The 20,732-nt window shown below is 36.6% G+C and carries 22 protein-coding genes and 1 pseudogene; 13 read left to right on the forward strand and 10 right to left on the reverse strand.

Annotated elements, in window-relative coordinates; genetic code table 11:
• From ASE92_RS00565 to ASE92_RS00580, 4 genes are all read left to right on the forward strand, one after another.
• Complete coding sequence (locus ASE92_RS00565) at positions 1–732, forward strand: DUF4129 domain-containing protein (RefSeq protein WP_082454865.1); 732 nt, start codon at positions 1–3, stop codon at positions 730–732.
• Positions 729–1,919, forward strand: coding sequence for a DUF4350 domain-containing protein (locus ASE92_RS00570; protein WP_056848177.1), 1,191 nt, complete (start codon positions 729–731; stop codon positions 1,917–1,919). Before ASE92_RS00565 ends, ASE92_RS00570 begins: the two co-directional genes overlap by 4 nt.
• Positions 1,900–2,877, forward strand: a complete 978-nt coding sequence (locus tag ASE92_RS00575; RefSeq protein ID WP_056848178.1) for a MoxR family ATPase — start codon at positions 1,900–1,902, stop codon at positions 2,875–2,877. Before ASE92_RS00570 ends, ASE92_RS00575 begins: the two co-directional genes overlap by 20 nt.
• Positions 2,878–2,951: 74 nt before the next feature.
• Complete coding sequence (locus ASE92_RS00580; RefSeq protein ID WP_056848179.1) at positions 2,952–4,298, forward strand: DUF58 domain-containing protein; 1,347 nt, start codon at positions 2,952–2,954, stop codon at positions 4,296–4,298.
• 83 nt (positions 4,299–4,381) lie between these two features.
• Here the strand turns inward: ASE92_RS00580 and ASE92_RS00585 are convergent, their stop codons facing one another.
• Positions 4,382–5,440 (reverse strand): nucleoid-associated protein, encoded by a 1,059-nt coding sequence (locus ASE92_RS00585; protein WP_056848180.1) that lies wholly within the window; start codon positions 5,438–5,440, stop codon positions 4,382–4,384.
• A 239-nt stretch (positions 5,441–5,679) separates the two neighbouring features.
• On the opposite strand from ASE92_RS00585, the gene ASE92_RS00590 reads away from it, so the two are divergent.
• The gene (locus ASE92_RS00590) at positions 5,680–6,081 is read left to right on the forward strand and encodes a hypothetical protein (protein ID WP_157255599.1); all 402 of its coding nucleotides are present in this window, start codon (positions 5,680–5,682) and stop codon (positions 6,079–6,081) included.
• Here ASE92_RS00590 and ASE92_RS00595 read toward each other — a convergent pair.
• Together ASE92_RS00595 and ASE92_RS21025 are read right to left on the reverse strand one after the other, a co-directional pair.
• Complete coding sequence (locus tag ASE92_RS00595; protein ID WP_056848182.1) at positions 6,071–6,643, reverse strand: TlpA disulfide reductase family protein; 573 nt, start codon at positions 6,641–6,643, stop codon at positions 6,071–6,073. The genes ASE92_RS00590 and ASE92_RS00595 overlap by 11 nt on opposite strands.
• A 13-nt stretch (positions 6,644–6,656) precedes the next feature.
• Positions 6,657–6,806, reverse strand: a pseudogene (locus tag ASE92_RS21025) (hypothetical protein); the annotation flags it as partial.
• Positions 6,807–7,365: 559 nt separating this feature from the next.
• Between ASE92_RS21025 and ASE92_RS00600 the strand changes: the two are divergent.
• On the forward strand, positions 7,366–9,684 hold the full coding sequence (locus ASE92_RS00600) for a TonB-dependent receptor (protein ID WP_056848183.1): 2,319 nt from the start codon (positions 7,366–7,368) through the stop codon (positions 9,682–9,684).
• A gap of 193 nt (positions 9,685–9,877) precedes the next feature.
• Here the strand turns inward: ASE92_RS00600 and ASE92_RS00605 are convergent, their stop codons facing one another.
• From ASE92_RS00605 to ASE92_RS00615, 3 genes are all read right to left on the reverse strand, one after another.
• The gene (locus tag ASE92_RS00605) at positions 9,878–10,957 is read right to left on the reverse strand and encodes an NADH:flavin oxidoreductase/NADH oxidase (protein WP_056848184.1); all 1,080 of its coding nucleotides are present in this window, start codon (positions 10,955–10,957) and stop codon (positions 9,878–9,880) included.
• A gap of 67 nt (positions 10,958–11,024) precedes the next feature.
• Complete coding sequence (locus ASE92_RS00610; protein ID WP_056848185.1) at positions 11,025–12,014, reverse strand: aldo/keto reductase; 990 nt, start codon at positions 12,012–12,014, stop codon at positions 11,025–11,027.
• Between the two features lie 2 nt (positions 12,015–12,016).
• Entirely contained in the window at positions 12,017–12,412 is a 396-nt protein-coding gene (locus ASE92_RS00615; protein WP_056848186.1) for a DoxX family protein, read from the reverse strand.
• A gap of 166 nt (positions 12,413–12,578) precedes the next feature.
• Here ASE92_RS00615 and ASE92_RS00620 point away from each other — a divergent pair, with 166 nt between their 5' ends.
• From ASE92_RS00620 to ASE92_RS00640, 5 genes are read left to right on the forward strand one after another with little or no spacing between them, the layout of a single operon-like run.
• Positions 12,579–13,406: an ATP-binding cassette domain-containing protein gene (locus tag ASE92_RS00620; RefSeq protein WP_056848187.1), complete on the forward strand. Its 828-nt coding sequence runs from the start codon at positions 12,579–12,581 to the stop codon at positions 13,404–13,406.
• A gap of 3 nt (positions 13,407–13,409) precedes the next feature.
• Positions 13,410–14,219, forward strand: coding sequence for a DUF373 family protein (locus tag ASE92_RS00625; protein WP_056848188.1), 810 nt, complete (start codon positions 13,410–13,412; stop codon positions 14,217–14,219).
• A gap of 17 nt (positions 14,220–14,236) precedes the next feature.
• The gene (locus tag ASE92_RS00630; protein ID WP_056848189.1) at positions 14,237–14,611 is read left to right on the forward strand and encodes a GntR family transcriptional regulator; all 375 of its coding nucleotides are present in this window, start codon (positions 14,237–14,239) and stop codon (positions 14,609–14,611) included.
• Between the two features lie 3 nt (positions 14,612–14,614).
• Positions 14,615–15,463, forward strand: a complete 849-nt coding sequence (locus tag ASE92_RS00635) for a hypothetical protein (protein ID WP_056848190.1) — start codon at positions 14,615–14,617, stop codon at positions 15,461–15,463.
• 1 nt (position 15,464) lies between these two features.
• Positions 15,465–15,902, forward strand: a complete 438-nt coding sequence (locus tag ASE92_RS00640) for an ankyrin repeat domain-containing protein (RefSeq protein ID WP_056848191.1) — start codon at positions 15,465–15,467, stop codon at positions 15,900–15,902.
• 127 nt (positions 15,903–16,029) lie between these two features.
• Here the strand turns inward: ASE92_RS00640 and ASE92_RS00645 are convergent, their stop codons facing one another.
• A complete protein-coding gene (locus tag ASE92_RS00645; protein ID WP_056848192.1) occupies positions 16,030–16,308 on the reverse strand; it encodes an aromatic amino acid lyase in 279 nt (92 codons plus the stop codon).
• Between the two features lie 98 nt (positions 16,309–16,406).
• Between ASE92_RS00645 and ASE92_RS00650 the strand changes: the two genes are divergently transcribed.
• Positions 16,407–17,393, forward strand: a complete 987-nt coding sequence (locus tag ASE92_RS00650) for an alpha/beta fold hydrolase (RefSeq protein ID WP_082454937.1) — start codon at positions 16,407–16,409, stop codon at positions 17,391–17,393.
• 36 nt (positions 17,394–17,429) lie between these two features.
• On the opposite strand, the gene ASE92_RS00655 is transcribed toward ASE92_RS00650, so the two are convergent.
• Genes ASE92_RS00655 through ASE92_RS00665 form a run of 3 tightly spaced genes read right to left on the reverse strand, consistent with a single transcriptional unit; the run spans position 17,430 to position 20,236 of the window.
• The gene (locus tag ASE92_RS00655; RefSeq protein ID WP_056848194.1) at positions 17,430–18,344 is read right to left on the reverse strand and encodes a DUF6263 family protein; all 915 of its coding nucleotides are present in this window, start codon (positions 18,342–18,344) and stop codon (positions 17,430–17,432) included.
• A 41-nt stretch (positions 18,345–18,385) separates the two neighbouring features.
• Positions 18,386–19,159 (reverse strand): zinc-dependent peptidase, encoded by a 774-nt coding sequence (locus ASE92_RS00660; RefSeq protein ID WP_056848195.1) that lies wholly within the window; start codon positions 19,157–19,159, stop codon positions 18,386–18,388.
• 51 nt (positions 19,160–19,210) lie between these two features.
• On the reverse strand, positions 19,211–20,236 hold the full coding sequence (locus ASE92_RS00665) for a Gfo/Idh/MocA family oxidoreductase (RefSeq protein ID WP_056848196.1): 1,026 nt from the start codon (positions 20,234–20,236) through the stop codon (positions 19,211–19,213).
• Between the two features lie 123 nt (positions 20,237–20,359).
• Between ASE92_RS00665 and ASE92_RS00670 the strand changes: the two genes are divergently transcribed.
• A complete protein-coding gene (locus ASE92_RS00670) occupies positions 20,360–20,704 on the forward strand; it encodes a hypothetical protein (protein WP_056848197.1) in 345 nt (114 codons plus the stop codon).
• The last annotated feature ends 28 nt before the right edge of the window (positions 20,705–20,732 follow it).

The raw sequence follows: 20,732 nt of genomic DNA on the forward strand, positions 1-20,732 counted from the left end.
ATGCCGAAGTCCATTATCAAATATCTTCTTCCGTTTTTACTGTTTTTGTTCGCTGTAAATTGTGATGCACAAATTGTTGTAAAGCCGAAGCAGGCAAAACCTGTTATGCAATTGGATAGCAGCAAAATTACGCCTGCAAAATTTGATAAGGAGGCAATTAGTAATTACAAAGATCAAAAGGAGTTTCAGTACGATGAACTTCAAGTGAGGCAACTTTCCTTGTGGGATAGATTCTGGATGTGGTTTTGGAATATAATTGGCCGATTATTTTCAGGTGCTGCAACAAATCCGCTATCGCGATATTTCTTTATTGGATTAGGTGTGGCAGTAGTAGTATACGTTCTTATAAAAGCGATTGGTACCGAAAATATTTTTAGTAAAAAATCAAAGGAAACTGTTTTGCCTTATGATGTGATTAACGAAAACATCCATGAGATTGATTTTGATCAGGAATTACAAAGATTAATAAGCGAAAGAAAATATCGATTAGCCGTACGCTTACTTTATTTAAAAGCCTTAAAAAAACTAAGCGATGCTGAAATTATTCAATGGCAACCCGATAAAACGAATTACAATTACCTGATGGAAATTAGTAAGCCCGAGTTAAAGGAAGATTTTAGCAGGCTTACCCTTCAGTTTGATTATATCTGGTATGGCGATTTCCCTATCGATGAAAATAAATTTGAGCCCATAAACCAATCATTTAACCAGTTCAACGGAAAAATTAAATGAGAAGTTATAAAATTTATTTAGGTATTGGCATTGTATTAATTTTGCTGTATCTGGTCGCCCAATATAATAAACCCACACCCACAAACTGGGCACCAACTTATTTAGCTACAGATAAAATTCCTTATGGCACTTTTATCATTAGAGATAGAATTAAGGATATTCTTCCAAAGGCAAAAATTCAGGAATCGAAACGACCGGTTTACAATACCTTAAAAAATCAAAACTTTAATAACGCCACTTACTTTTTGATCGCTCAGAAGATCGATGTTTCTAAAACTGATTTCGATCAGATGAAAAAGTTTATGCAAGCGGGAAATAAGATATTTATCGCCAGTTATGATTTCGGGAAGCTTGAAAAAGAATTGAAAATCGAAACCTCCTCTACGATGTCGGCAGATCGGCCTTCGCTAAATTTTACCAATCCAAGTTTAAAAACTGATGCCAACTATGGTTTCGAAAGAGGAATTGGAACACAGTATTTTAGTAAGATCGATTTCAAAAAAGGTATCGTATTGGGGATAAATAATAATAAGCAACCCAATTTTGTTAAATATAATTATGGCAAAGGTGCGCTTTTCCTAATTTCAGAGCCTGGTTTTTATACCAACTTTAATATGTTGGATAAATACGGTGCCGAATATGCTGCGAAAACTTTAAGTTATATCCAGGCAAGTGATCAGATTATTTTTGATGATTACTTTTCGGCGCAAAAGAACGAAACAACGGACGTTTTGAGGGTGTTTTTTAAACATCCTGAACTTAAATGGGCTTACTATCTCACCATTTTTAGTTTGGTTATTTTTGTACTCTATGAAATTAAGCGCCGTCAGCGTATTATTCCCATTGCCGATCCTCTAAAAAATGCATCTGTTGAATATGCGCATGTTGTAGGCAGTGTATATTACCACGAACGAAATAACCTGGATATTGCCAAAAAGAAAATTAATTACTTTATGGAATACTTGCGAACCAGGTACTTTCTTAAAACCAATGAGATTGGGTCAGATTTTGCCACACTTTTAATGGAAAAAACAGGCATCAACGAGCCGTCGGCAAAAACATTAACCCGATATTTCATACAAATACCACAAATGAGCACTTTAAGTGATCAGGAACTAATCAATCTAAATCAAAGTATAGAATTTTTTCATCAAAATACCCAAAGCCATGGAGCAGGAACAATTTAACCAACGGACAGATTTAAGCACTTTAACCGAAGCGGTAGCGAAAATTAGAAATGTGCTTGGAAATATTATCGTCGGACAGAAACAGGTTATCGATTTTTTAATTGTGGGCTTACTTGCCGATGGGCATATATTGATAGAAGGGGTTCCGGGAGTGGCCAAAACATTAAGTGCCAAATTACTGGCAAAATCAATCGATGCTCATTTTTCAAGAGTTCAGTTTACGCCAGATTTAATGCCTTCTGATGTTTTAGGAACTCCAATTTTTAATACCAAAACAGGTGATTTTGAGTTTAGAAAAGGTCCTATTTTTGGAAATATTATTTTGGTTGATGAAATTAACCGCGCGCCAGCGAAAACACAATCTGCCTTATTTGAAGTAATGGAAGAGCGCCAGGTAACCATTGATGGGCAAACTTATCTTATGGACGAACCTTTTATGGTGTTGGCTACGCAAAACCCCATTGAGCAAGAAGGAACCTATCGTTTGCCAGAGGCGCAACTTGATCGGTTTTTATTCAAAATAGAAGTGAAATATCCTTCTTTGGAAGAAGAGACCGCAATTTTAATGGCGCAACATTCTTTGGTGAATAAAACGCTGGCTAGCGATGTGAAGCCTGTTTTATCGGTTCAGCAAATACAGGCTGCGAGAGCAGTAATTAGAAGCCTTTTTGTGGAGCCAAAGCTTTTGGAATTCATTGCCAAGATTGTAAATGAAACCAGGAACAATTCGTCACTTTATTTGGGTGCCTCCCCAAGGGCATCATTAGCTATTGTGCATAGCGCAAAGGCCCTCGCCGCTATCAATAACCGCGATTTTGTTACTCCTGAAGATATCATTACCGTTGCCGTGCCTGTATTGGCGCATCGCATTTTGTTATCTCCTGAAAAGGAAATGGAAGGTTTAACTACGAGTGATATCGTGAATCAAATTATTAAAAAAATAGAAGTACCGAGGTAAGATTTTGTCCGAAGTCTTCAGTGAGGAGTTTAGGTTTAGAGCCAATAAATTAATCGTTTACAAATTCATAACAATTGAAAAAATTCTTTCAGCTATATTATATCAATCTATTCCTTAATGATCGTTTGTTTGCGGCTTTAGGTTTGTGCGTAGTGCTCTTTTTGCTGAAATTTTTCTTCACTTGGCTTGGCGATATCCCTGAAATTGTCACTGGCGTAATACTTATATTATTTTTCGTTGATGTTTTTATTCTTTATAGAATTCAGCAGGGGATTGAAGCGCAGAGATTTACTTCGAAACGCTTAAGCAATGGCGACGAAAATCCCGTTCAAATTGAAATTAAAAATCGTTATGGATTTAGTATAAATGCCAGGGTGATTGATGAAGTACCCTTTCAATTTCAGCTTCGCGATAAAGATTTCAGGCTCAATCTAAAGTCTGCAGACAGGAAGTCTATACACTACAATTTACGGCCAACAAAGCGTGGCGAATATGAGTTTGGTTTTATCAGGACTTACATCAGCTCTCCATTGGGTTTGGTTAGTCGACGATATAATTTCGATGGAGCAAAGGTGCTGCCCGTTTATCCTTCGTTTATTAATCTTGGTCAGTATGAACTGATGGCCGTTTCTCGCCATTTGACAGAGCTAGGCATCAAAAGAATCCGAAAAATTGGAAATAGCAGTGAATTTGATCAGATCAAAAACTATGTGGGCGGCGATGATATTAGAACGATCAATTGGAAAGCAACAGCTAGAAAAGGTGGCTTAATGGTAAATACCTATACTGATGAAAGGTCACAAAATATATATAGCATTATCGATAAATCGCGGGTAATGCGTATGCCTTTTGAAGGATTGAGTTTGCTTGACTATGCCATTAACGCAACCGTTGCACTCTCGAAAGTGGCTATGCTTAAAGAAGACAAGGCAGGTTTAATTACTATTTCGGAGCAGATTGGGTCTATTGTTCCGGCCGATCGGAAATCTGCCCAGCTGGCCAACATTATGAATGTGCTCTACAAGGAAAAAACCCGGTATTTAGAAAGCAATTTAGAAGCCTTGTATAGTAGCGTACGTGCTGTGATCAAACAGCGTGGTTTATTGGTTTTCTTTACCAATTTTGAAAGCCTTTCTGCTTTACAACGCCAATTGCCTTACCTCAAAAGAATTTCGAAATATCATTTGTTAGTGGTTGTGTTTTTTGAAAACACAGAGCTTAAATCGTTAAGTAGCGATCCAGCGAAAGATGTGGAAGGAATTTACCATAAAACCATAGCAGAAAAGTTTATTTATGAAAAGAAATTGATGGTTAAAGAATTAAGTAAACATGGAATTTTATCTATCCTAACTCCGCCTCAAAAACTAACCGTAAATGTAATTAATCGCTATTTGGCGTTGAAAGCACAACAGCGGATATAGTTCAAAGTCCTCAGTCGAGATTCTTGAGTTGATGTTGTAAAAAGACGACTCATGACTCATGACTAACGGCTGTCGACTAAAACCTATTCTTCTTCTCTGAAATAAACTTTGTAAAAGTTCATCGATTTATCATCATCGTAACCTTTCTCAATCATATCCTTGTTGCCATGAATGTAGATGTGGAAATTCTTATCCAATTTTAAAACACTTTTGTAAGCACGAGCCTGCTTTTTTACTGCCGATTCTGCAATCTCAAAGTTATCAGCAATCGGGCTTTCGTATTCTTCTTCGTAGTTTTTTTTGTAGTTTTTAAACGATTCTATTCCTTCGGCATTGCCTATTACTTCGTTCCCGAATTCTTCAATATCAAAAGTTTCCTTCTCCTTGAAATACTTCATCGAACGATTTAAGAGATCAATTTTATCTGCTTTGCTAATTTCATAGTCATCATCCAGTTTTTGAGTTACGAAGTTTTTGTAAACACCTAAAACGTTATTGGTTTGATTGTAGCTATCATTTCTGATCTTCAATTTCAAAAACTCATCTTTCCAATAAACAGCAGATTCGTTGCTGCTTTTCGCCTGATCCAACACCACTACTTTGTAGCCTTCACTTTTATCAGTATTAAAAATCAAACAGCCTTTATCCAGTTTATTAATGCTAATGGCGTCCTGCTCATAGCTCATATTAAAGCCGTCGTCTTTAGGGAAAACTTTTAAATAAGTGTCTTTAGTTTCCGATTTGAAAATTCCAAGCACATCCATTTGTTCACCTTCAATTTGTACCTTTTCGAAATATGCCACGTACAATTCGCCCGATTTTATTTTCGGATGGTTGGCTACATCATATAGATACTTCGCCAATTGCTGCGAATCTTCGTGAAAAAGCGCATTGTTTTCAAAAATTTCGTGTGCAAAATGATAAACCTCATTTAGATTTAGGTTATCATTCGGATGATAAAAACGGTAGACTTCATTTACCTTTTCGAAAGGCTTTAAGAAATATTGCATTAACAAATTGCTCAAAATCTCATCATCAATCTTTAACGGCGCATCAGATAATTTATAATATTCTTCTACCAATTTATTGCCGGTATGGTGGATAGAAAGTTGCTTTAAGTTTGCCTCGAAAAATGAAATCATGGCGGCAAAAGTAAGGAAATAATTAGCGATGTATAGTTAAATGTATATATCTTTTGAAAAGCGAATACTGGAGTCGATAGTTAAATCAGTCCTGTACTAAAGGTACTACTACGGAGTTTTCTGCTATAGCTCCGATTGACAGACCGGAGGCTGCTGCGTCAATTAGGTTTAATTTACTTAGCTGGTGCAACTATGAAAAATCATGCAAATTGTATACCTTAAATTATAAATCATTAAATATGAAAGCTGCAGTAATCATCATTTTGTTAATAGCGAGCTTAAACACTGTCGCTCAAAAGGCCTTTGAAATGGAACATTACTATGGCAAAACCAAAAATTTTGAAATAAAATTATCATTGGCTAATGGCTACATTTTAGGTAGTAAGATTATTAAAACTGACATTAAAACAGACAAGGTTGTAAAATATCTTCCAAATAAAATTCAAGGAGAAAACACGCTAAGTCTGGTGTTTCTTCCAGACATCAATGATAAGACAATTAAAAGAAGAAAGCGAGATAATATCATCCTGTACAAGATGAAAGATGATTATGAAATGTTGCCCGATAAAATTATTGGGAGTTATGGTGTGGATCTCAAGACTTACAGTTTCAAACTTTATAAACTAAGAACTAATCACTAACTTTTAGTTTATTTAAAAAATCGACAATCTTTTTATCGGCATAATTTGCAATTCCCTCATGCCTGAATGACAATCTTCCTTGTTTATCGAAAATTACAGTTGTGGGAAGAGCGCCAGAAAAAATTTGATCAGGAATAGTGCTTGTTACCTTAAATACTGGCATTTCATATTTTCTGTTCGTCATAAACTTTACCGATTTTTCCAAATCACCATCAGCATCTGCAAAAATAAAAACTACATTTTTATCATCCTTAAACTTTTGGTATAGTTTATTTATAGAAGGCATTTCTGCTCTGCAAGGCGGGCACCAGGTTGCCCAAAAATTCAAGAAAATAACTTTACCCTTTAAGTTGCCCAAATCAATAGCATTTCCTTTTGCATCCTGGAACTTAATTCCACTCAAATCCATTGCCGCTTTTGGGAATTCAGCAATAGAGGGAGAATAGAGTCCTATTTCCATTAATCCTCTAATCAGCAGAGCTTTCGCATCGGGCACAAAAACAATTACTAACAGCAATGCAATGAAAAGTCCGTTGACGATATTTTTCTTGATAAATTTCATTTTATTTAAGTTATTACTCTTCGCAGGATTTATTTTTCAATTCCAATCTAAATTTTCTGGCGGTATCTTTTGCAATATCGTAACCTGCATCAGCATGTCGAATAACGCCCATTGCAGGATCATTATGCAACACTCTTTTTAATCTTGCCTCAGCTTTAGGTGTTCATTTTAATTTAAACCATCGCTTAACTTTTGGCTCATAAATAAAAGCAATGTTACTTTCCAAAGATATAGAATTGAACAACATTTGCTACTTTTGGGAAATTGAAAAAGCACAGGCAAAGCGTTAGGAAGTATTTGTCGGCATTTATGCTGATTGTTTTTGCTATTGCCCTAACCCCTTGGAGTGTTTTACACCACCATCAAGAGATTCCTATTCCCAAAAAGGAAATTAATTGTCACCACGTTAGCCATGTGCAATCTCATGGCGATACCTGTTTGATTTGTAATGCCAGCTTCGAAAAGGATTACGTTCAAACACACCACATTTACAGAATATTTCTTTCAGCAAAATTGTTGAGTTCTACTCAGCCAATTTTGACAAACTCCTATGTAGCACTGCTCAGCACCGACTTGCGTGGGCCTCCTCTTGCATAATCTTTCCGAAATTTTGAATCCATTGAATGGATTAATCAATTGTTTTTACGTCAATAAAGTAAGTTATGCCCTGTATCAGTGCTGATTTATCCTTTTTGACTCATTCTGTTTTATTATAAAAAAATATGAAAAGATTACAGCTTATAGGCTTAGTAATTCTATATACTTTGTTGAGCAATACAGCTTTTGCTCTTGCTTTAAAAGATATTAAAGGTAAAGTTATTGATGCCAGTAACAACCAAACTCTACCTGGCGCAACCATTTACATTCCCGATTTAAAAGTTACTGCTATCACCAATAATGATGGTGAGTTTATGCTTAACAACCTGCCAAATAAGGGGAGTTATTTAGTGGAGGTACATTACATTGGTTACAAAACGGCAACTAAGATTGTTAATTTTGCCAATGCACCAACTTTAGAATTCGCTCTGCAACCTACTGCGATTGAAACTAAAGAAATTGTAATTACAGGTAGCATCATCAGCAGCACAAGCAAACGAAACAGTGCTTCATCGGCAGTGGTGGGCAAAGACCAGCTTTTGGCACCATCTACCAACCTGATTGATGCATTAACAAGAGTGCCTGGAGTTTCGCAAATTACCACTGGGCCGTCGATTTCGAAGCCTGTGATTCGTGGGTTGGGTTATAACCGAATTGTAACTTTAGACGATGGAATAAAGCAGCAAGGACAACAATGGGGAGATGAGCACGGTATTGAAATTGATCAGTTTAAATCTGATAGAATTGAGATCCTGCGTGGTGCGGCTTCGCTCATGTATGGGTCTGACGCATTGGGCGGCGTGATTAATATTTTAGAGCCAGGTACAGCTCCAGAAGGACAAATTAATGGCGAATTTATTACCAATTATTCTACCAATAACGGTTTAACAGCCAATTCATTAATGCTAAATGGAAATGAAAATGGTTTCGTTTGGAGGGCTCGGGGAACTTACAAAAATGCCTATTCATTTAAAACACCTACCGGATATTTCCCAAATTCTGGGTTTAATGAAACGGATTTAAGCGGGATGATTGGATTGAACAAGAGCTGGGGCTACACGCACTTAAACGTATCGAGTTTTCGCAATAACATTGGCTTTTATGAGCCTGCGCTAGACGATAACGGAAATTTTGTTAAAGAAAATGGCGAAGCTCTCATTAACTCCGATTTCAAAAACCGCGAATTAGATTATCCCCGTCAGGATATTCGTCACTTTAAAATTGCGTTAAACAATAACTTCATTCTTGGAAATGGCAATTTGAAAGCTGATTTTGGTTATCAACAGAATCAACGCAGAGAGTTGGAAGATGGTCCTGAACCTGCATTGTTTTTCGATTTGAAAACGTTTACCGGCGATCTGAAATATTATTTACATGAAACTAATGGCTGGCAACCAGTTTTTGGCCTAAGCGCAGATGCTGGCCGGAGCTTGAATAAAGCTGATGATGAGTTTTTAATTCCAGATTACAATACCTACGGAATAGGTGTTTTCGCATTTGCGAAGAAGAATTGGGAGAACAACACCTTCAGCATTGGTGCCCGTTACGATTTTCGTAAAAATAATGGTAAGCAGTTGTTTAAGGATGGCGAAGAAATTTTTGCCCCATTCCAAAACAAGTTTTCTAATGTAAGTGGTGCGTTGGGCTTCACCCATCAATTTAACGAGGAATGGAATTTTAAAGCAAACGCAGGTTCAGCATTTCGTGCTCCAAACCCTGCAGAGTTGGCCTCGAATGGTGTGCATGAAGGTACTTTCAGGTATGAAATTGGTAACTCAGCTTTAAGTCCGGAACGCAGTTACCAGGTAGATGCCGCTTTGGAATATGAAGGGAAAATTGTGAGTGCAAGTGCTAGCGTTTACAATAACTATGTACATAATTTTATTTATGCATCAAACAATGGCGAGATCATCAATGCTGAAGGTGATGATTATCCAGTGTATCGGTATGGCCAGGTGAATGCAAACCTTTATGGTGCAGAGGCAACTTTAACCATTCACCCGGTTCCTTTTATTCATTTTGAAAATACTTTTGGTTATGTGCATGCCCAGAATACTTCATTAAGTAAGCCATTGGCATTTATTCCTGCCGGAACACTACGTAACGAATTGCGTTTTGAACCTAAAATAAAAGGTACTAATGATGCTTATTTATCGGTAGGAATTAATTCGGCCTTCAAGCAAGCTCGTGTTGATGATGTTTTCGAAACTCAAACCAGTGGATACACATTGCTAAATGCTGGTTTAGGTGCTACCTTCAATTTAGGGAAACAACCACTTAAATTATCCGTGTCGGCCAATAATATTTTAAACCAGAAGTATTATGATGCTTTAAGCAGATACAAACCTGGGCGCTTAGATTACCAAAATCCAAACTTCGGAATTTATAATGTGGGTAGAAACATCACCTTCGGGCTATATTTGCCTTTTAGTTTAGCGAAATAATTACAAGTACATCTTGATAAGAATAGCCGCAGACTCACAAATTATTTGTGAAGCTGCGGCTATTTTTTTTATTCCGTGGTCTGTGTCCGCACAGACCACTTTAGCGAAATATCAATGGGTAGGTAAGAAGCCGTGATTTGACTTTTTTATAATCAAAGATTTGTCGGCTGCGCTCGAAATGATGGCTTTGTCTTTACTTTTTAACCGGCTCTCTTTTTGCCCTCACGTATTGATTTGGCCATTCTGTATCGTCGCCTAAAACCTGTGCCGCATGGGTTGGAAAATAAGCATCACGAAGTGATTCGCGGGCGATAAAAATCAAATCAGCTTTATCTTCCTGAAGAATATCCTCTGCCTGTTGTGCGTCGACAATAATACCAACTGCACCTGTATAAATTCCAATTTCATTTCTGATTTTATCAGCAAAAGGGACCTGATAATTTGGCCCCGCAGGTATAAAAGCATCAGGTACATTCCCTCCAGATGAGGTATCAATTAAATCAACTCCTCTATCTTTTAAAACTGCCGATAATTGAAGCGAGTCATGCTCATTCCAACCATTTTCGGTCCAGTCTGTTGCAGAAATACGCACAAAAATCGGTAAGTTTTCAGGCCAAACTGATTGCACAGCTTCTACTACGTCGATCACCAGGCGGATGCGGTTTTCAAAACTGCCGCCATAAACGTCGGTGCGGTTATTGCTTAGCGGACTAAAAAATTGATGCAACAGATAGCCGTGTGCTGCATGGATTTCCACTACTTTATACCCTGCTTCTAAAGCCCGTTTTGCAGCAGCTCTGAAAGCAAAAACGATATCCTGAATTTCAGAAATGCTCAATTCATGTGGTATAACTTGTCCATTTTTGAATGGAAGTGGAGAGGGCCCAACTGGTAACCAACTGTTTCCGCCCTCGGCAATTTGTTCTCCGCCATTCCAAGGCAATTCGCAACTTGCTTTTCTCCCTGCATGTGCCAGCTGGATACCGGCAATTGCTCCGTTTGCATGGATAAATGAAACAATTTGCTTCAACTTTTCAAGATGCTCATCCTTCCAGATACCTAAATCGGCATGGGTAATTCTACCCTCTGGAACAACAGCAGTTGCTTCCTGGATAATTAAACCCGCACCACCAACAGCCCGGCTTCCTAAGTGTACCAAGTGCCAATCATTGGCAAAGCCATCCACAGCAGAGTATTGGCACATTGGCGATATTACAATTCTATTTTTTAAGGTTACATCCTTTAAGGTGAAAGGAGAGAATAATTTTGACATGATTATTTAGATTTTACCGCAAGCAAATTAACGTATTTCGACCCCATTTTGCGTTCGGGTTTGATATTTAAAAACCTGCGTTTTGCAGTTCAGTATTGATGAATTGAATTTCCTCGGCACTCAATTTTACATTGATAGCCTCCGCATTTTGAACAGATTGTTTCTCATTCCTAGCGCCAGCCAGGGCAATCGTAATTCCAGGCCTTTCGATTGTCCAACGCAAAACAAGTTGAGATAAGGTTGCATTTTTTTCATCAGCCAAAGGCTTAATTTTTTCCAAAAATGCATTTGTTTTTTGAATACTATCTGGAGTGAAGAATTTGTTTCCCTTCCGATGATCGCCTTCCTCAAATTGATAATCAGAAGTCATTTTGCCGGTGAGCAAACCTCTTTCCATCGGACTATAAGCCAAAATAGATTTGTTTTTTTCTATACAATAAGGAACCGTTTCTACTTCAACGCCACGGTTTACCATACTAAAAGGAATTTGATTGGAAATAATTTCCAACGTTTGATCTGCCTCTTTCAACTGTGCCACATTATAATTACAAACACCAGCGTAACGCACTTTCCCCTGTTCAATTAATCTACTAACGGCTTCAAAAGTTTCGCTGATTGGCGTAGTTTCATCGGCCCAATGGATTTGGTATAAATCGATGTAATCGGTTCCCAGCCTTTTCAAAGATTGTTCACACTCATAAATTACACTTTCTTTTCCGGCATACTTATAAATGTCGATGTTCTTGCCATCGTTATCTTTTGATTGCATGGCCAACTTGCCTTTTTCCAGGTCCCAGCGCATGCCAAACTTGGTAACCAGTTGAATTTTATCTCTGGAGATTTCTTTCACTGCTTCGCCCACAATCTCTTCACTTTCGCCCTGTCCGTAAATGGGTGCGGTATCTATTGAGGTTACACCCAAATGGTAACCTGCTCTTATTGCGCTAATAGCATCATTTCTATCAGTACTTCCCCACATCCATCCACCAGCTGCCCAGGCACCAAATGTAATGGCAGAAAGTTCTAAATCTGAATTTCCTATTTTTCTGTATTCCATAATTATTTTTTTATGATTTTATCTACTGCGTAAGTATTGTATGGTAAATGTGCCAGTAACACCGCCACAAATGCGACATGTATTAATTGGGAAGGTAAGGCATCCCAGTTTTCGATCACAGTAGTGCCGAAAATAAGCGTTAGTGAAATTAAGCCTGCAAGTAATAATCCTTGTCGGGTAAATAAGCCCCAAATAATTAATACGCCAGCAATAAATTCGGCAATGGGTAAAATGTAGCTGAAAGGAACCACCAAAGCATCGGGCAAAAATGATTTCGAAAATTGATCAACCATCCAATTGCTAAAACCAGTAAGTTTTGGTAGCCGAACCAACCCGTGACCGAAAAAACTTAAGCCGATTGCCAAACGACAAAGTAAGTATGCCCAATTTTTATCCATTTTTAATGCTTTCTCACAAACATACAATCCAAATGTTAAGGAAGTTTTAATGCAACGGATATTAAACTTAGTTTTTACAAAGAGGTTATAAAAAAATATCTACCCAAAAATTTGGAATCTAAATAATAAGCTATACTTTAGTGTATTATTTAACTAATACAGTATTATGATTCAAATTGATAGTCTTAATTTTAGTTATAGCAAGCACAAGCCATTATTTACGAATTTAAGTTTGCAGCTAACGGCGGGCCATATTTATGGTTTGCTTGGTAAAAACGGGGCAGGTAAATCTACCTTGCTCAAGAATTTGGCAGGTCTGGTTTATGCCCAAAGTGGTACATTAAATGTTTTGGGTTACAATCCTAAAGATAGACAGCCAGCACTTTTAGAGCAGATTTGTTTCATTCCAGAAGAGTTTTATCTCCCCGCCGTAAAAATTGATGCTTATATCAAAGCCAATTCACCATTTTACAAAAACTTTAACCATGGTTACTTCGCAGATCTGCTTAAGGAATTCGATATTCCATTGGCGCAAAAGTTAATTGATATGAGTTATGGGCAGAAAAAGAAAGTAATTATAGCTTTCGGTTTGGCTACGCAGGCCAAGCTGGTTATTATGGATGAGCCAACAAATGGATTAGATATCCCATCGAAAGCACAATTCAGAAAAATTATGGCCTCGGCTTTAACCGACGATCGTTGCATTATTATTTCGACCCACCAGGTTAGGGATTTAGATAACCTGATTGATACGGTAATCATGTTAGATGAAAATGATATTGCTTTAAAAGCATCTGTAGACGAAATTACCGAGAAGCTAACCTTCAAAAAGGTTAAGGAAATAGATGCAAGTATAATTTATGCCGAGCAATCATTATCTGGCTTCAATGCAGTTATGCCAAATTATCATCAGGAAGATAGCAAATTAGATATCGAGCTGCTATTTAATGCTATTCTCGCCGAAAAAATCAAATTTAAACCTTTATTTAATTAAGCCATGAACAATACATTTAATATTAATCGATTTGGCTTATTGCTTAAAAGACAATGGCTGGATTTTGGGAAAATCTACCTTATAAGCCTGGTAGTAGTGGTTGGCGCTATTGTTGGTTTTTATCTTTATTACATTCCATCACCCATTAGAAATAATAATTTCGATTATGACGGCAATTTGGATATGCGTTTTAGATACCCGATTTATTTAATGCTCGGTTTCCTTTTCATTAGTATTGTAGCAAGTAGTTACTTCTCCATTTTGGGTCAAAAATCCAGAGCTATATTAGAATTAATGACACCAGCATCTACTTTCGAAAAGTTTTTGAGTGGCGTTTTCTACACTACTTTAATCAGTTTTGCGAGTTACATTATCATTTTCTATTTGATCGATATATCCTTCGTGAAGTACTTAAATATGCATTTGAGTGAATTCAAAAGTTTAAACAATAAAGGAGCGTCGGCTGCAGCGGTAGATAGTATTTTTTCGCAAGTTTTTAACGATGAAAAATATCGGGAATACTGCATGGCTTTTTTTGGCTTCCCATTTCTGATTACTAGCATATTTTTATTGGGTTCGGCTTATTTTACGAATTTCCATTATATTAAAACCGCGGTATCAATAATGCTGTTCCTGGCAGTTGGTTTTTACCTCATTTATAAAGCCGCTGATGTTTTAACCACAGGTAAGTCTAAGATAACGATAGGTGGTGATACGGAAAATATATTGCTTAGCCTTTGCTTAATTACGTTATTGCTTACTTTAATTTTTTGGCTGATTACCTACGTTCGTTTAAAAGAGAAAGAGGTTTAATTTTAATAGGTATAGATATGGAATTTAGAGATAATAAGGCGATATACCTTCAAATAGCAGATTATGTGTGTGAACATATTTTGCTAGGGAAATGGAAAGCCGAAGGAAAAGTACCTTCAGTAAGAGAACTTGCAGTAGCAATGGAAGTAAACCCAAATACCGTAATGCGTACCTATGAGTTGCTTCAAAATAAAAATATCATCAATAATAAAAGAGGTATTGGTTTTTTTGTTGATGAAGGTGCAATCGATCAGGTTAAAAATTATCGTAAAGTACAGTTTATAGATGATGAATTACCAGTGGTATTCAGGAACATCTATTTATTAAATATTGGCTTTGATGAATTGAAAGCTAAATATGAAACATTTGTTGAGCAAAATTTTAACGATTAGAACATGAAAACAAGTAATAAATTATTAATAGCGCTAGCACTATTGCTCATTATTGTACCGATTTTGGTTATTGCGATCAATGTGAAGTTCAACTATTTGCCAGAAGATAAAATCATTAAGAATTATGAAAGTTTAGATAAGTTTGATGCTGTTACTCCTTATTTTAAACTTCGAAAACTGGATAAAACATTTGAAAAAGTAAATGTAACTGCTTCGAAAAGCACAATCTTAAAAATAACGCTAGTGGAAAGTCCACAAAATGGATTAAAGATTTCTGAAAATGAAAGCGAAAACTTGATAGCTGTTGTGGATGCAAATGGAGTGCTCCAAATTTCAAGCAAAGCTTCAAAAGATAAAAAGATGGATTTTTTAAGTCTGGTTATTTTTGCTCCAGTAATTAAACAACTATCAGTAACCAAAGCTTTGCAGTTAGAGATCAACGCAAAAATTAAAAAGCTTGATTTGAATGTGAATAATCTTCAGAGTATGTTGTTCCATCCCAACACAAAAATTGGAAGGCTAAATGTAAGTGGCAATCATGTGCTAAATTTTTCGCAAAGTAATAACTACGTCGACGATCTCAATCTGAATTTAGATAACAGTGAGTTTAGGGCCAGCGGAACATCATACAAAGTTTTAACCATTGCAATCAAAGGATATTCTCATATTGCTATTGAGGGCGATAAATCGAACAGAAATAGATATAAAATTGATAGCCTCTCCATTACTACTCAAGGTAAATCGAGCGTTGTTTTAACCGATATGCTTGTTAACAAAGCGCATGGAGATTTTTCAGATTCGACTGCGATAAATGCCTCTGCTAAAAACCTAAAACTATTGATGAAAAATTAAAATGAAACCACTAAAAATATTTGTTTTCTTAATGTTTTCTGTAATTCTATCGCATGCGCAAAGTTTGTCACATGGATTAAAAAATGCATTTGAAACCGATGATGTAATGGCATTTAAAAATGCCCTTATGCAGGATAAAATTAATCTGGATTCGTGTTTACTGCTACAAGATAAGCCGTACTCCTTATTAGCCATAAGTATTAGAACTGGTTCAGTTAAGATTTTGCAGGATTTAATTTCAGTTAAAGTAGATGTAAATAAAATTTGCGATGATAAAACTCCGCTGATGTATGCTGCCAAATATGGCCAACTCGAGGCGGCTAAATTCTTAATAAATGCCGGCTCCAAAATAGACTTGAAAAATAACGAGGGGAAGACAGCGCTTGATTATGCCCGCAAGTACCATAAAAAGGAAATAATAGATTTTCTTGCTAAGTAAACCCATCAAAGCCTCTGATTTTGGAGGCTTGGATGTTCAGTTTTGTCTATCGGTTGGTGTCATCACCAACCGAAATCTAATTCTCATTCAAAAATTGTTTTGTATTCTTAATATCATCAGCCAGAATTTAGTCGGCATTATTAAAGCTAACCACTTTCCTGTACGCTGAAACCATATTTTCTATCGCCTTTGATGATTTTAATTGCTTACGTAAATCCAACGCCTGGGAGGCGGTAAGTAACTCCATAACTAGAATATTTTCTAAGTTTTTTATCGCTAGATAATATTTTGTAGTACCATTTTCGCCCATGCTTACATGGTCTTCCCAGGCGTTGTTGCTCCTAATGCTTGTTTCTTTTCGCTTGCAACGGATAGTTGAAAAGCTATCCTTCAAAATAGTACCCAATTCGGCATGGTTTTTAGTTTGTTTGGTTGGTTAAAAGTATAAATATGTATTAAATTAGGCGGATCCCCTTTTGATAATCGCCATAAATAATTATGAACATGAAGAAGTTTCTCCTTTTATTTGCCATTTTAATTTCCACTATCACGTATTCGCAAGCACAAAAAATTGATACGTTGTCCATCACTTTAGAGAATGTGAAATATCCATACGCTGTTAAATTTTTTCCTATATCAACTCAGGGTCAGGATGTAAAAATGGCGTATATGGACATTGCGCCAACCAAGATGGCAAACGGTAAAACCGCGATGCTATTTCACGGAAAAAACTTTGGTGGTTACTATTGGGGCAATGTAATCAAAGCTTTAACTGATATTGGTTATCGGGTTATTGTTCCAGATCAAATTGGTTTCGGCAAATCATCAAAACCGTTTATTCATTATAGTTTCCATCAAATGGCCGTATGGAATAAGAAATTGTTGGATACTCTTGGCGTTCAGAAAACGGTGGTATTGGGGCACAGTATGGGTGGCATGTTGGCTACGCGTTTTGCATTGCTTTATCCAGATAGAACCGAAAAATTATTGCTCGAAAATCCAATTGGATTAGAGGATTATAAAACTTTTGTGCCTTATGTAAATACAGCTCAGCAATATCAAACAGAACTAAAAACTACCGCAGAAAGCGTTCGGAAATATTATCAGAGTTCTTATTTTACTTATTGGAAACCTGAATATGAGTACTTGGTTAATGTTGCCGGTGGAGTTACTTTCAGCGCCGACTATCCACGTTGGGCAAAGGTTGCGGCCATGACTTTCACTATGATTTACGAGCAGCCAGTAGTGTACGAGTTTCAAAATTTAAAAGTTCCAACCGTTTTATTTATTGGCAAGGAAGACAAAACCATTGTAGGTAAAGGACTTTTGACTCCTGATCAACAGGTTTTGCATGGGCAGTACAAATTTTTAGGAAAGCAAACGGCGGCCAAGATTCCTGGGGCAAAACTGATTGAATTTGAGGCTTGCGGGCATATTCCGCACATTGAAATACCTACTGAATTTTTAGTGGCTTTAACTGGAAGTTTATAGATGTGAAGTGATTAACAAATAACTTTAGTGAAGATCTTACGGGTTTAATATGGCATTTTTCTGCATTTCGTTACCGGTCATTTTATTGATTCCCTGGAGCTCAAAATTGATCATTTGTCCCATTGCAGACATTGTACCCGCTAACTCTATTCTTAAATGGCTCTTTAAAATTAAGCCTGTTTTCATATCCAGTTCCACGTCGCCGTTATTTGTGCCGGTCAAATCAGTTTGCATTTTGTTCCCCATCGTTTCAAAATCACCTTTTGAGGTTAAGCTGCCAGATATATTTAGATAAGCGACACCATTTTTAACCTCTTTCAAAGTGTATTTTGTGATGGTTTCAATAGGCATCGTCATTTGCATTTTGGTGTCAACTGTCCAGCTTTCACCAATTTTTACAGGCTTTTCCGGATAAATTTTTAAAGATGATTCCATGGTTTGTTTCATGCCTTCAGAATTAAACTGTTTGGCCAATGAAGTTTTTAAACTGCGAATCACCGATGAATCTTTTGACATTCTGAAAGTCATTTTGTTTAACATTGCATCGATTCCCGTTAGTGATTTTATACTGCCATCAGGCGCAATTTCCATCCTGAAAGATGCGCCTTTAATTCCTCTGAAGGGATTGACTTTTGTCGTGTCCGGATCATTCGAATCCATCATCATCGTATTTCCCATTCCCGATGATTTCATAAAGATGCGACTGTATACCACATCAATATCCTTACTCATATTATCTCCATTGCGGATATCGAAAATATAATCGGTACCGATATTTTGATTGAGATTTATTTTTTGCCCTGAAATTTCCTGATTGATAATCTGATCAGAAACCATTGAAAAGGTATACTTTTTACCTATCGGAAAATTTTGTTTCAGTACATAGGTTTTTTGTGCGGATACACTTAAAGTTAGGTAGAAAAGGATGGAAAATATTTTGAAAAACTTCATTGGTTACTTGATTTGTTTCTGCTAGATGCGAGGGTTGATAACTAGTTAGCAGGATGTTGTGCAAATATTCTGCTCAATTGCTGGTATAAATCTGGGTGCTTTTCTTTCAACAAGTATGGCTTTTCGAAAAAATATTCTGATACCACGGCGAAAAATTCTGCTTCATTTGTAATGGCATAAGGATTAATATCCGATTTATTATTTTCAATTCGTGCCATTTCCTCGTGCATCATTTTAATCCACGGCAGGGTGTACTCATGCGAAATTAAATTTTCGGGTACACCGTCAGTTGCACCATCTGATTTATCTAAAAGGTGTACAAACTCATGAATTGCCGTATTTTCTTTACCGGCACTTTTCGAGAAACCTTGTCGCAGTGCCGACCGAGATAAAATCATTTGACCATTCATATAACCGCTGCCAACCATACCCATTATTTGCCGTTCTCCACCTTCAAACTGAAAATCTTTATCAAATGTATCAGGATATAATAATACCGTACTTAGATTTTTATACTGCCAGTCTGCAAAACCAAAAATGGGGATAACTGCACTCGATGCAATTAAAAGCTCATCTAAAGTGGTCATTTCCAAGTCAATCGGTTCAATTTTAACCGCGGCAAAAAATTCGGCTATCTTTTGCTCAAATCTCAGCTTATCTGTCGAATCCAGTTGATGGTAGTAACCCACATAGTCGTCTAGTATTTTTTTATCCGTATCAGTGAGTGGATCAATTTTAGGTTTCTTTTTTTTAAGAATCAGGTAAATGGCAATTAAAAATATAGGAATAAGGTAGGCGAATGGTAATGAATTCATATTTTATTAATCAACGATAATTGAGTGAATATTCGGGTGGTGATTATTATACTAACTTTCCAAAATTTCTAGCTGAATTAATACATCCTCTCTAGTAACAGGATAAGGTTTTTGGTTTGTTAAGGCAAGATATGCGGCTTCAAAAAGAGGTAAATAACTTCCTAATTCCGAAGGAATAGTTTCTTCTGTTTTGTTTCCATCAGCGTCAATTGTAGTTAATAATCCTTCTTTTCCAGCTAATTCGATGCCGTAACCTTTATCGGTGAGTTTCATTCCAGCCAAAAGCTGCTCTTCCTGGATGTCGGCTCGTTGTTTTATAAAGCTACCATTTACGCCATGTAGAACGAAAGCCGCCTGCGGATCTACAACCAACATGCTCGAAGTAACAAATACAAAAACACTGTTAGGATAGCTAAGTTGAATGCTGAAATAATCATCAACTGCTGTGCCCACTCTATTTTTACCTAACATTTTATGGTAGCTAATCGGCTTTCCAAATAAGCTAATCACCTGATCTAAAAGATGTGGACCAAGGTCGTAAATTAAGCCGCTTGCTTCTACCGCCTGTTCTTTAAAGGCTTTTGGCCCAATCACATTTCTATAGCGATCGTAACGAAGATGCATTTCGTTTAATTTGCCAAGCTTACCACTTGCTAACACTTTTTTTACCGAGGTGAAATCGCTATCCCATCGGCGGTTTTGATAGAAGATAATTTGTTTACCAACCTCATCTGCCAATTGAAATAACTCTTTAGCTTGTGCAGATGTAGCTGTAAATGGCTTTTCCACTAAAATGTGCTTTTCTTTAAGAAGTGCTGCTTTAGCATGTTCATAATGAAGGTTATTTGGTGTATTTACAACAACCAATTCAATCTCGTCATCGTTCAATAACTCGTCAACACTGTTGTAACTTACAATATTTGGATAATCGTTTATTGCATTTTTTTTGCTTCGCTCTACAATCGCTTTTAAATTAAATCCGTGGTGAGCATTTAAAAATGGCGCATGAAATACCTTGCCCGACATGCCGTATGCCAATAAACCTGCAGAAATTATTTTATTAGAATCTGTTTTCATAGGTTATAAATGTAATTAAAATAAGTTTTTATGCGGTATTTGTAGCAGTTAGAATTAAAGTTTTACTTTTCATCATCAAAGTTTCACTTTCAGCTTGATTCTTTTAAATCTATCTTTGCAGCTATGAAACCATCGGAGATTAATGCCAAATGGAAAGTTTTACAAGAGCGGATTGCAAAGGAATTTGATTCAGATTTTCCTGATTTAAAAGTAATGCTTTTCTTAATAGGCGTGCAGGAGTTAGGAAAAGGACCAAAGAAATACAGCAAGCGTCAAAAAGAAGAGTTGATGCATATTGCTACTTGCCGCCTTTTAAGTGAGATGGATTTTTATGAATTGGAAGGCGTTGACCAAGACGGTTGGCCGCATTGGAAGTTGATAAAAGCCGTTCCACCTTATACAATGTTAGAGCAAGAAATGCTCATGAAATCATTGGTGATTGGTTATTTTGATGATATATATTCATAAAAAATGATAACAAAAAACCCCGATGTTT

The organism is Pedobacter sp. Leaf41 (assembly GCF_001422545.1).
Taxonomy (GTDB): Bacteria; Bacteroidota; Bacteroidia; order Sphingobacteriales; family Sphingobacteriaceae; genus Pedobacter.

Coding starts and splice junctions, on each gene's coding strand:
- ASE92_RS00660 (WP_056848195.1), bottom strand. CDS start 19,159: ATGAATTCATTACCATTCGCCTACCTTATTCCTATATTTTTAATTGCC.
- ASE92_RS00565 (WP_082454865.1), top strand. CDS start 1: ATGCCGAAGTCCATTATCAAATATCTTCTTCCGTTTTTACTGTTTTTG.
- ASE92_RS00630 (WP_056848189.1), top strand. CDS start 14,237: ATGGAATTTAGAGATAATAAGGCGATATACCTTCAAATAGCAGATTAT.
- ASE92_RS00610 (WP_056848185.1), bottom strand. CDS start 12,014: ATGGAATACAGAAAAATAGGAAATTCAGATTTAGAACTTTCTGCCATT.
- ASE92_RS00615 (WP_056848186.1), bottom strand. CDS start 12,412: ATGGATAAAAATTGGGCATACTTACTTTGTCGTTTGGCAATCGGCTTA.
- ASE92_RS00570 (WP_056848177.1), top strand. CDS start 729: ATGAGAAGTTATAAAATTTATTTAGGTATTGGCATTGTATTAATTTTG.
- ASE92_RS00590 (WP_157255599.1), top strand. CDS start 5,680: ATGAAAGCTGCAGTAATCATCATTTTGTTAATAGCGAGCTTAAACACT.
- ASE92_RS00625 (WP_056848188.1), top strand. CDS start 13,410: ATGAACAATACATTTAATATTAATCGATTTGGCTTATTGCTTAAAAGA.
- ASE92_RS00640 (WP_056848191.1), top strand. CDS start 15,465: ATGAAACCACTAAAAATATTTGTTTTCTTAATGTTTTCTGTAATTCTA.
- ASE92_RS00575 (WP_056848178.1), top strand. CDS start 1,900: ATGGAGCAGGAACAATTTAACCAACGGACAGATTTAAGCACTTTAACC.
- ASE92_RS00585 (WP_056848180.1), bottom strand. CDS start 5,440: ATGATTTCATTTTTCGAGGCAAACTTAAAGCAACTTTCTATCCACCAT.
- ASE92_RS00665 (WP_056848196.1), bottom strand. CDS start 20,236: ATGAAAACAGATTCTAATAAAATAATTTCTGCAGGTTTATTGGCATAC.
- ASE92_RS00600 (WP_056848183.1), top strand. CDS start 7,366: ATGAAAAGATTACAGCTTATAGGCTTAGTAATTCTATATACTTTGTTG.
- ASE92_RS00670 (WP_056848197.1), top strand. CDS start 20,360: ATGAAACCATCGGAGATTAATGCCAAATGGAAAGTTTTACAAGAGCGG.
- ASE92_RS00655 (WP_056848194.1), bottom strand. CDS start 18,344: ATGAAGTTTTTCAAAATATTTTCCATCCTTTTCTACCTAACTTTAAGT.
- ASE92_RS00605 (WP_056848184.1), bottom strand. CDS start 10,957: ATGTCAAAATTATTCTCTCCTTTCACCTTAAAGGATGTAACCTTAAAA.
- ASE92_RS00650 (WP_082454937.1), top strand. CDS start 16,407: ATGAAGAAGTTTCTCCTTTTATTTGCCATTTTAATTTCCACTATCACG.
- ASE92_RS00635 (WP_056848190.1), top strand. CDS start 14,615: ATGAAAACAAGTAATAAATTATTAATAGCGCTAGCACTATTGCTCATT.
- ASE92_RS00595 (WP_056848182.1), bottom strand. CDS start 6,643: ATGAAATTTATCAAGAAAAATATCGTCAACGGACTTTTCATTGCATTG.
- ASE92_RS00620 (WP_056848187.1), top strand. CDS start 12,579: ATGATTCAAATTGATAGTCTTAATTTTAGTTATAGCAAGCACAAGCCA.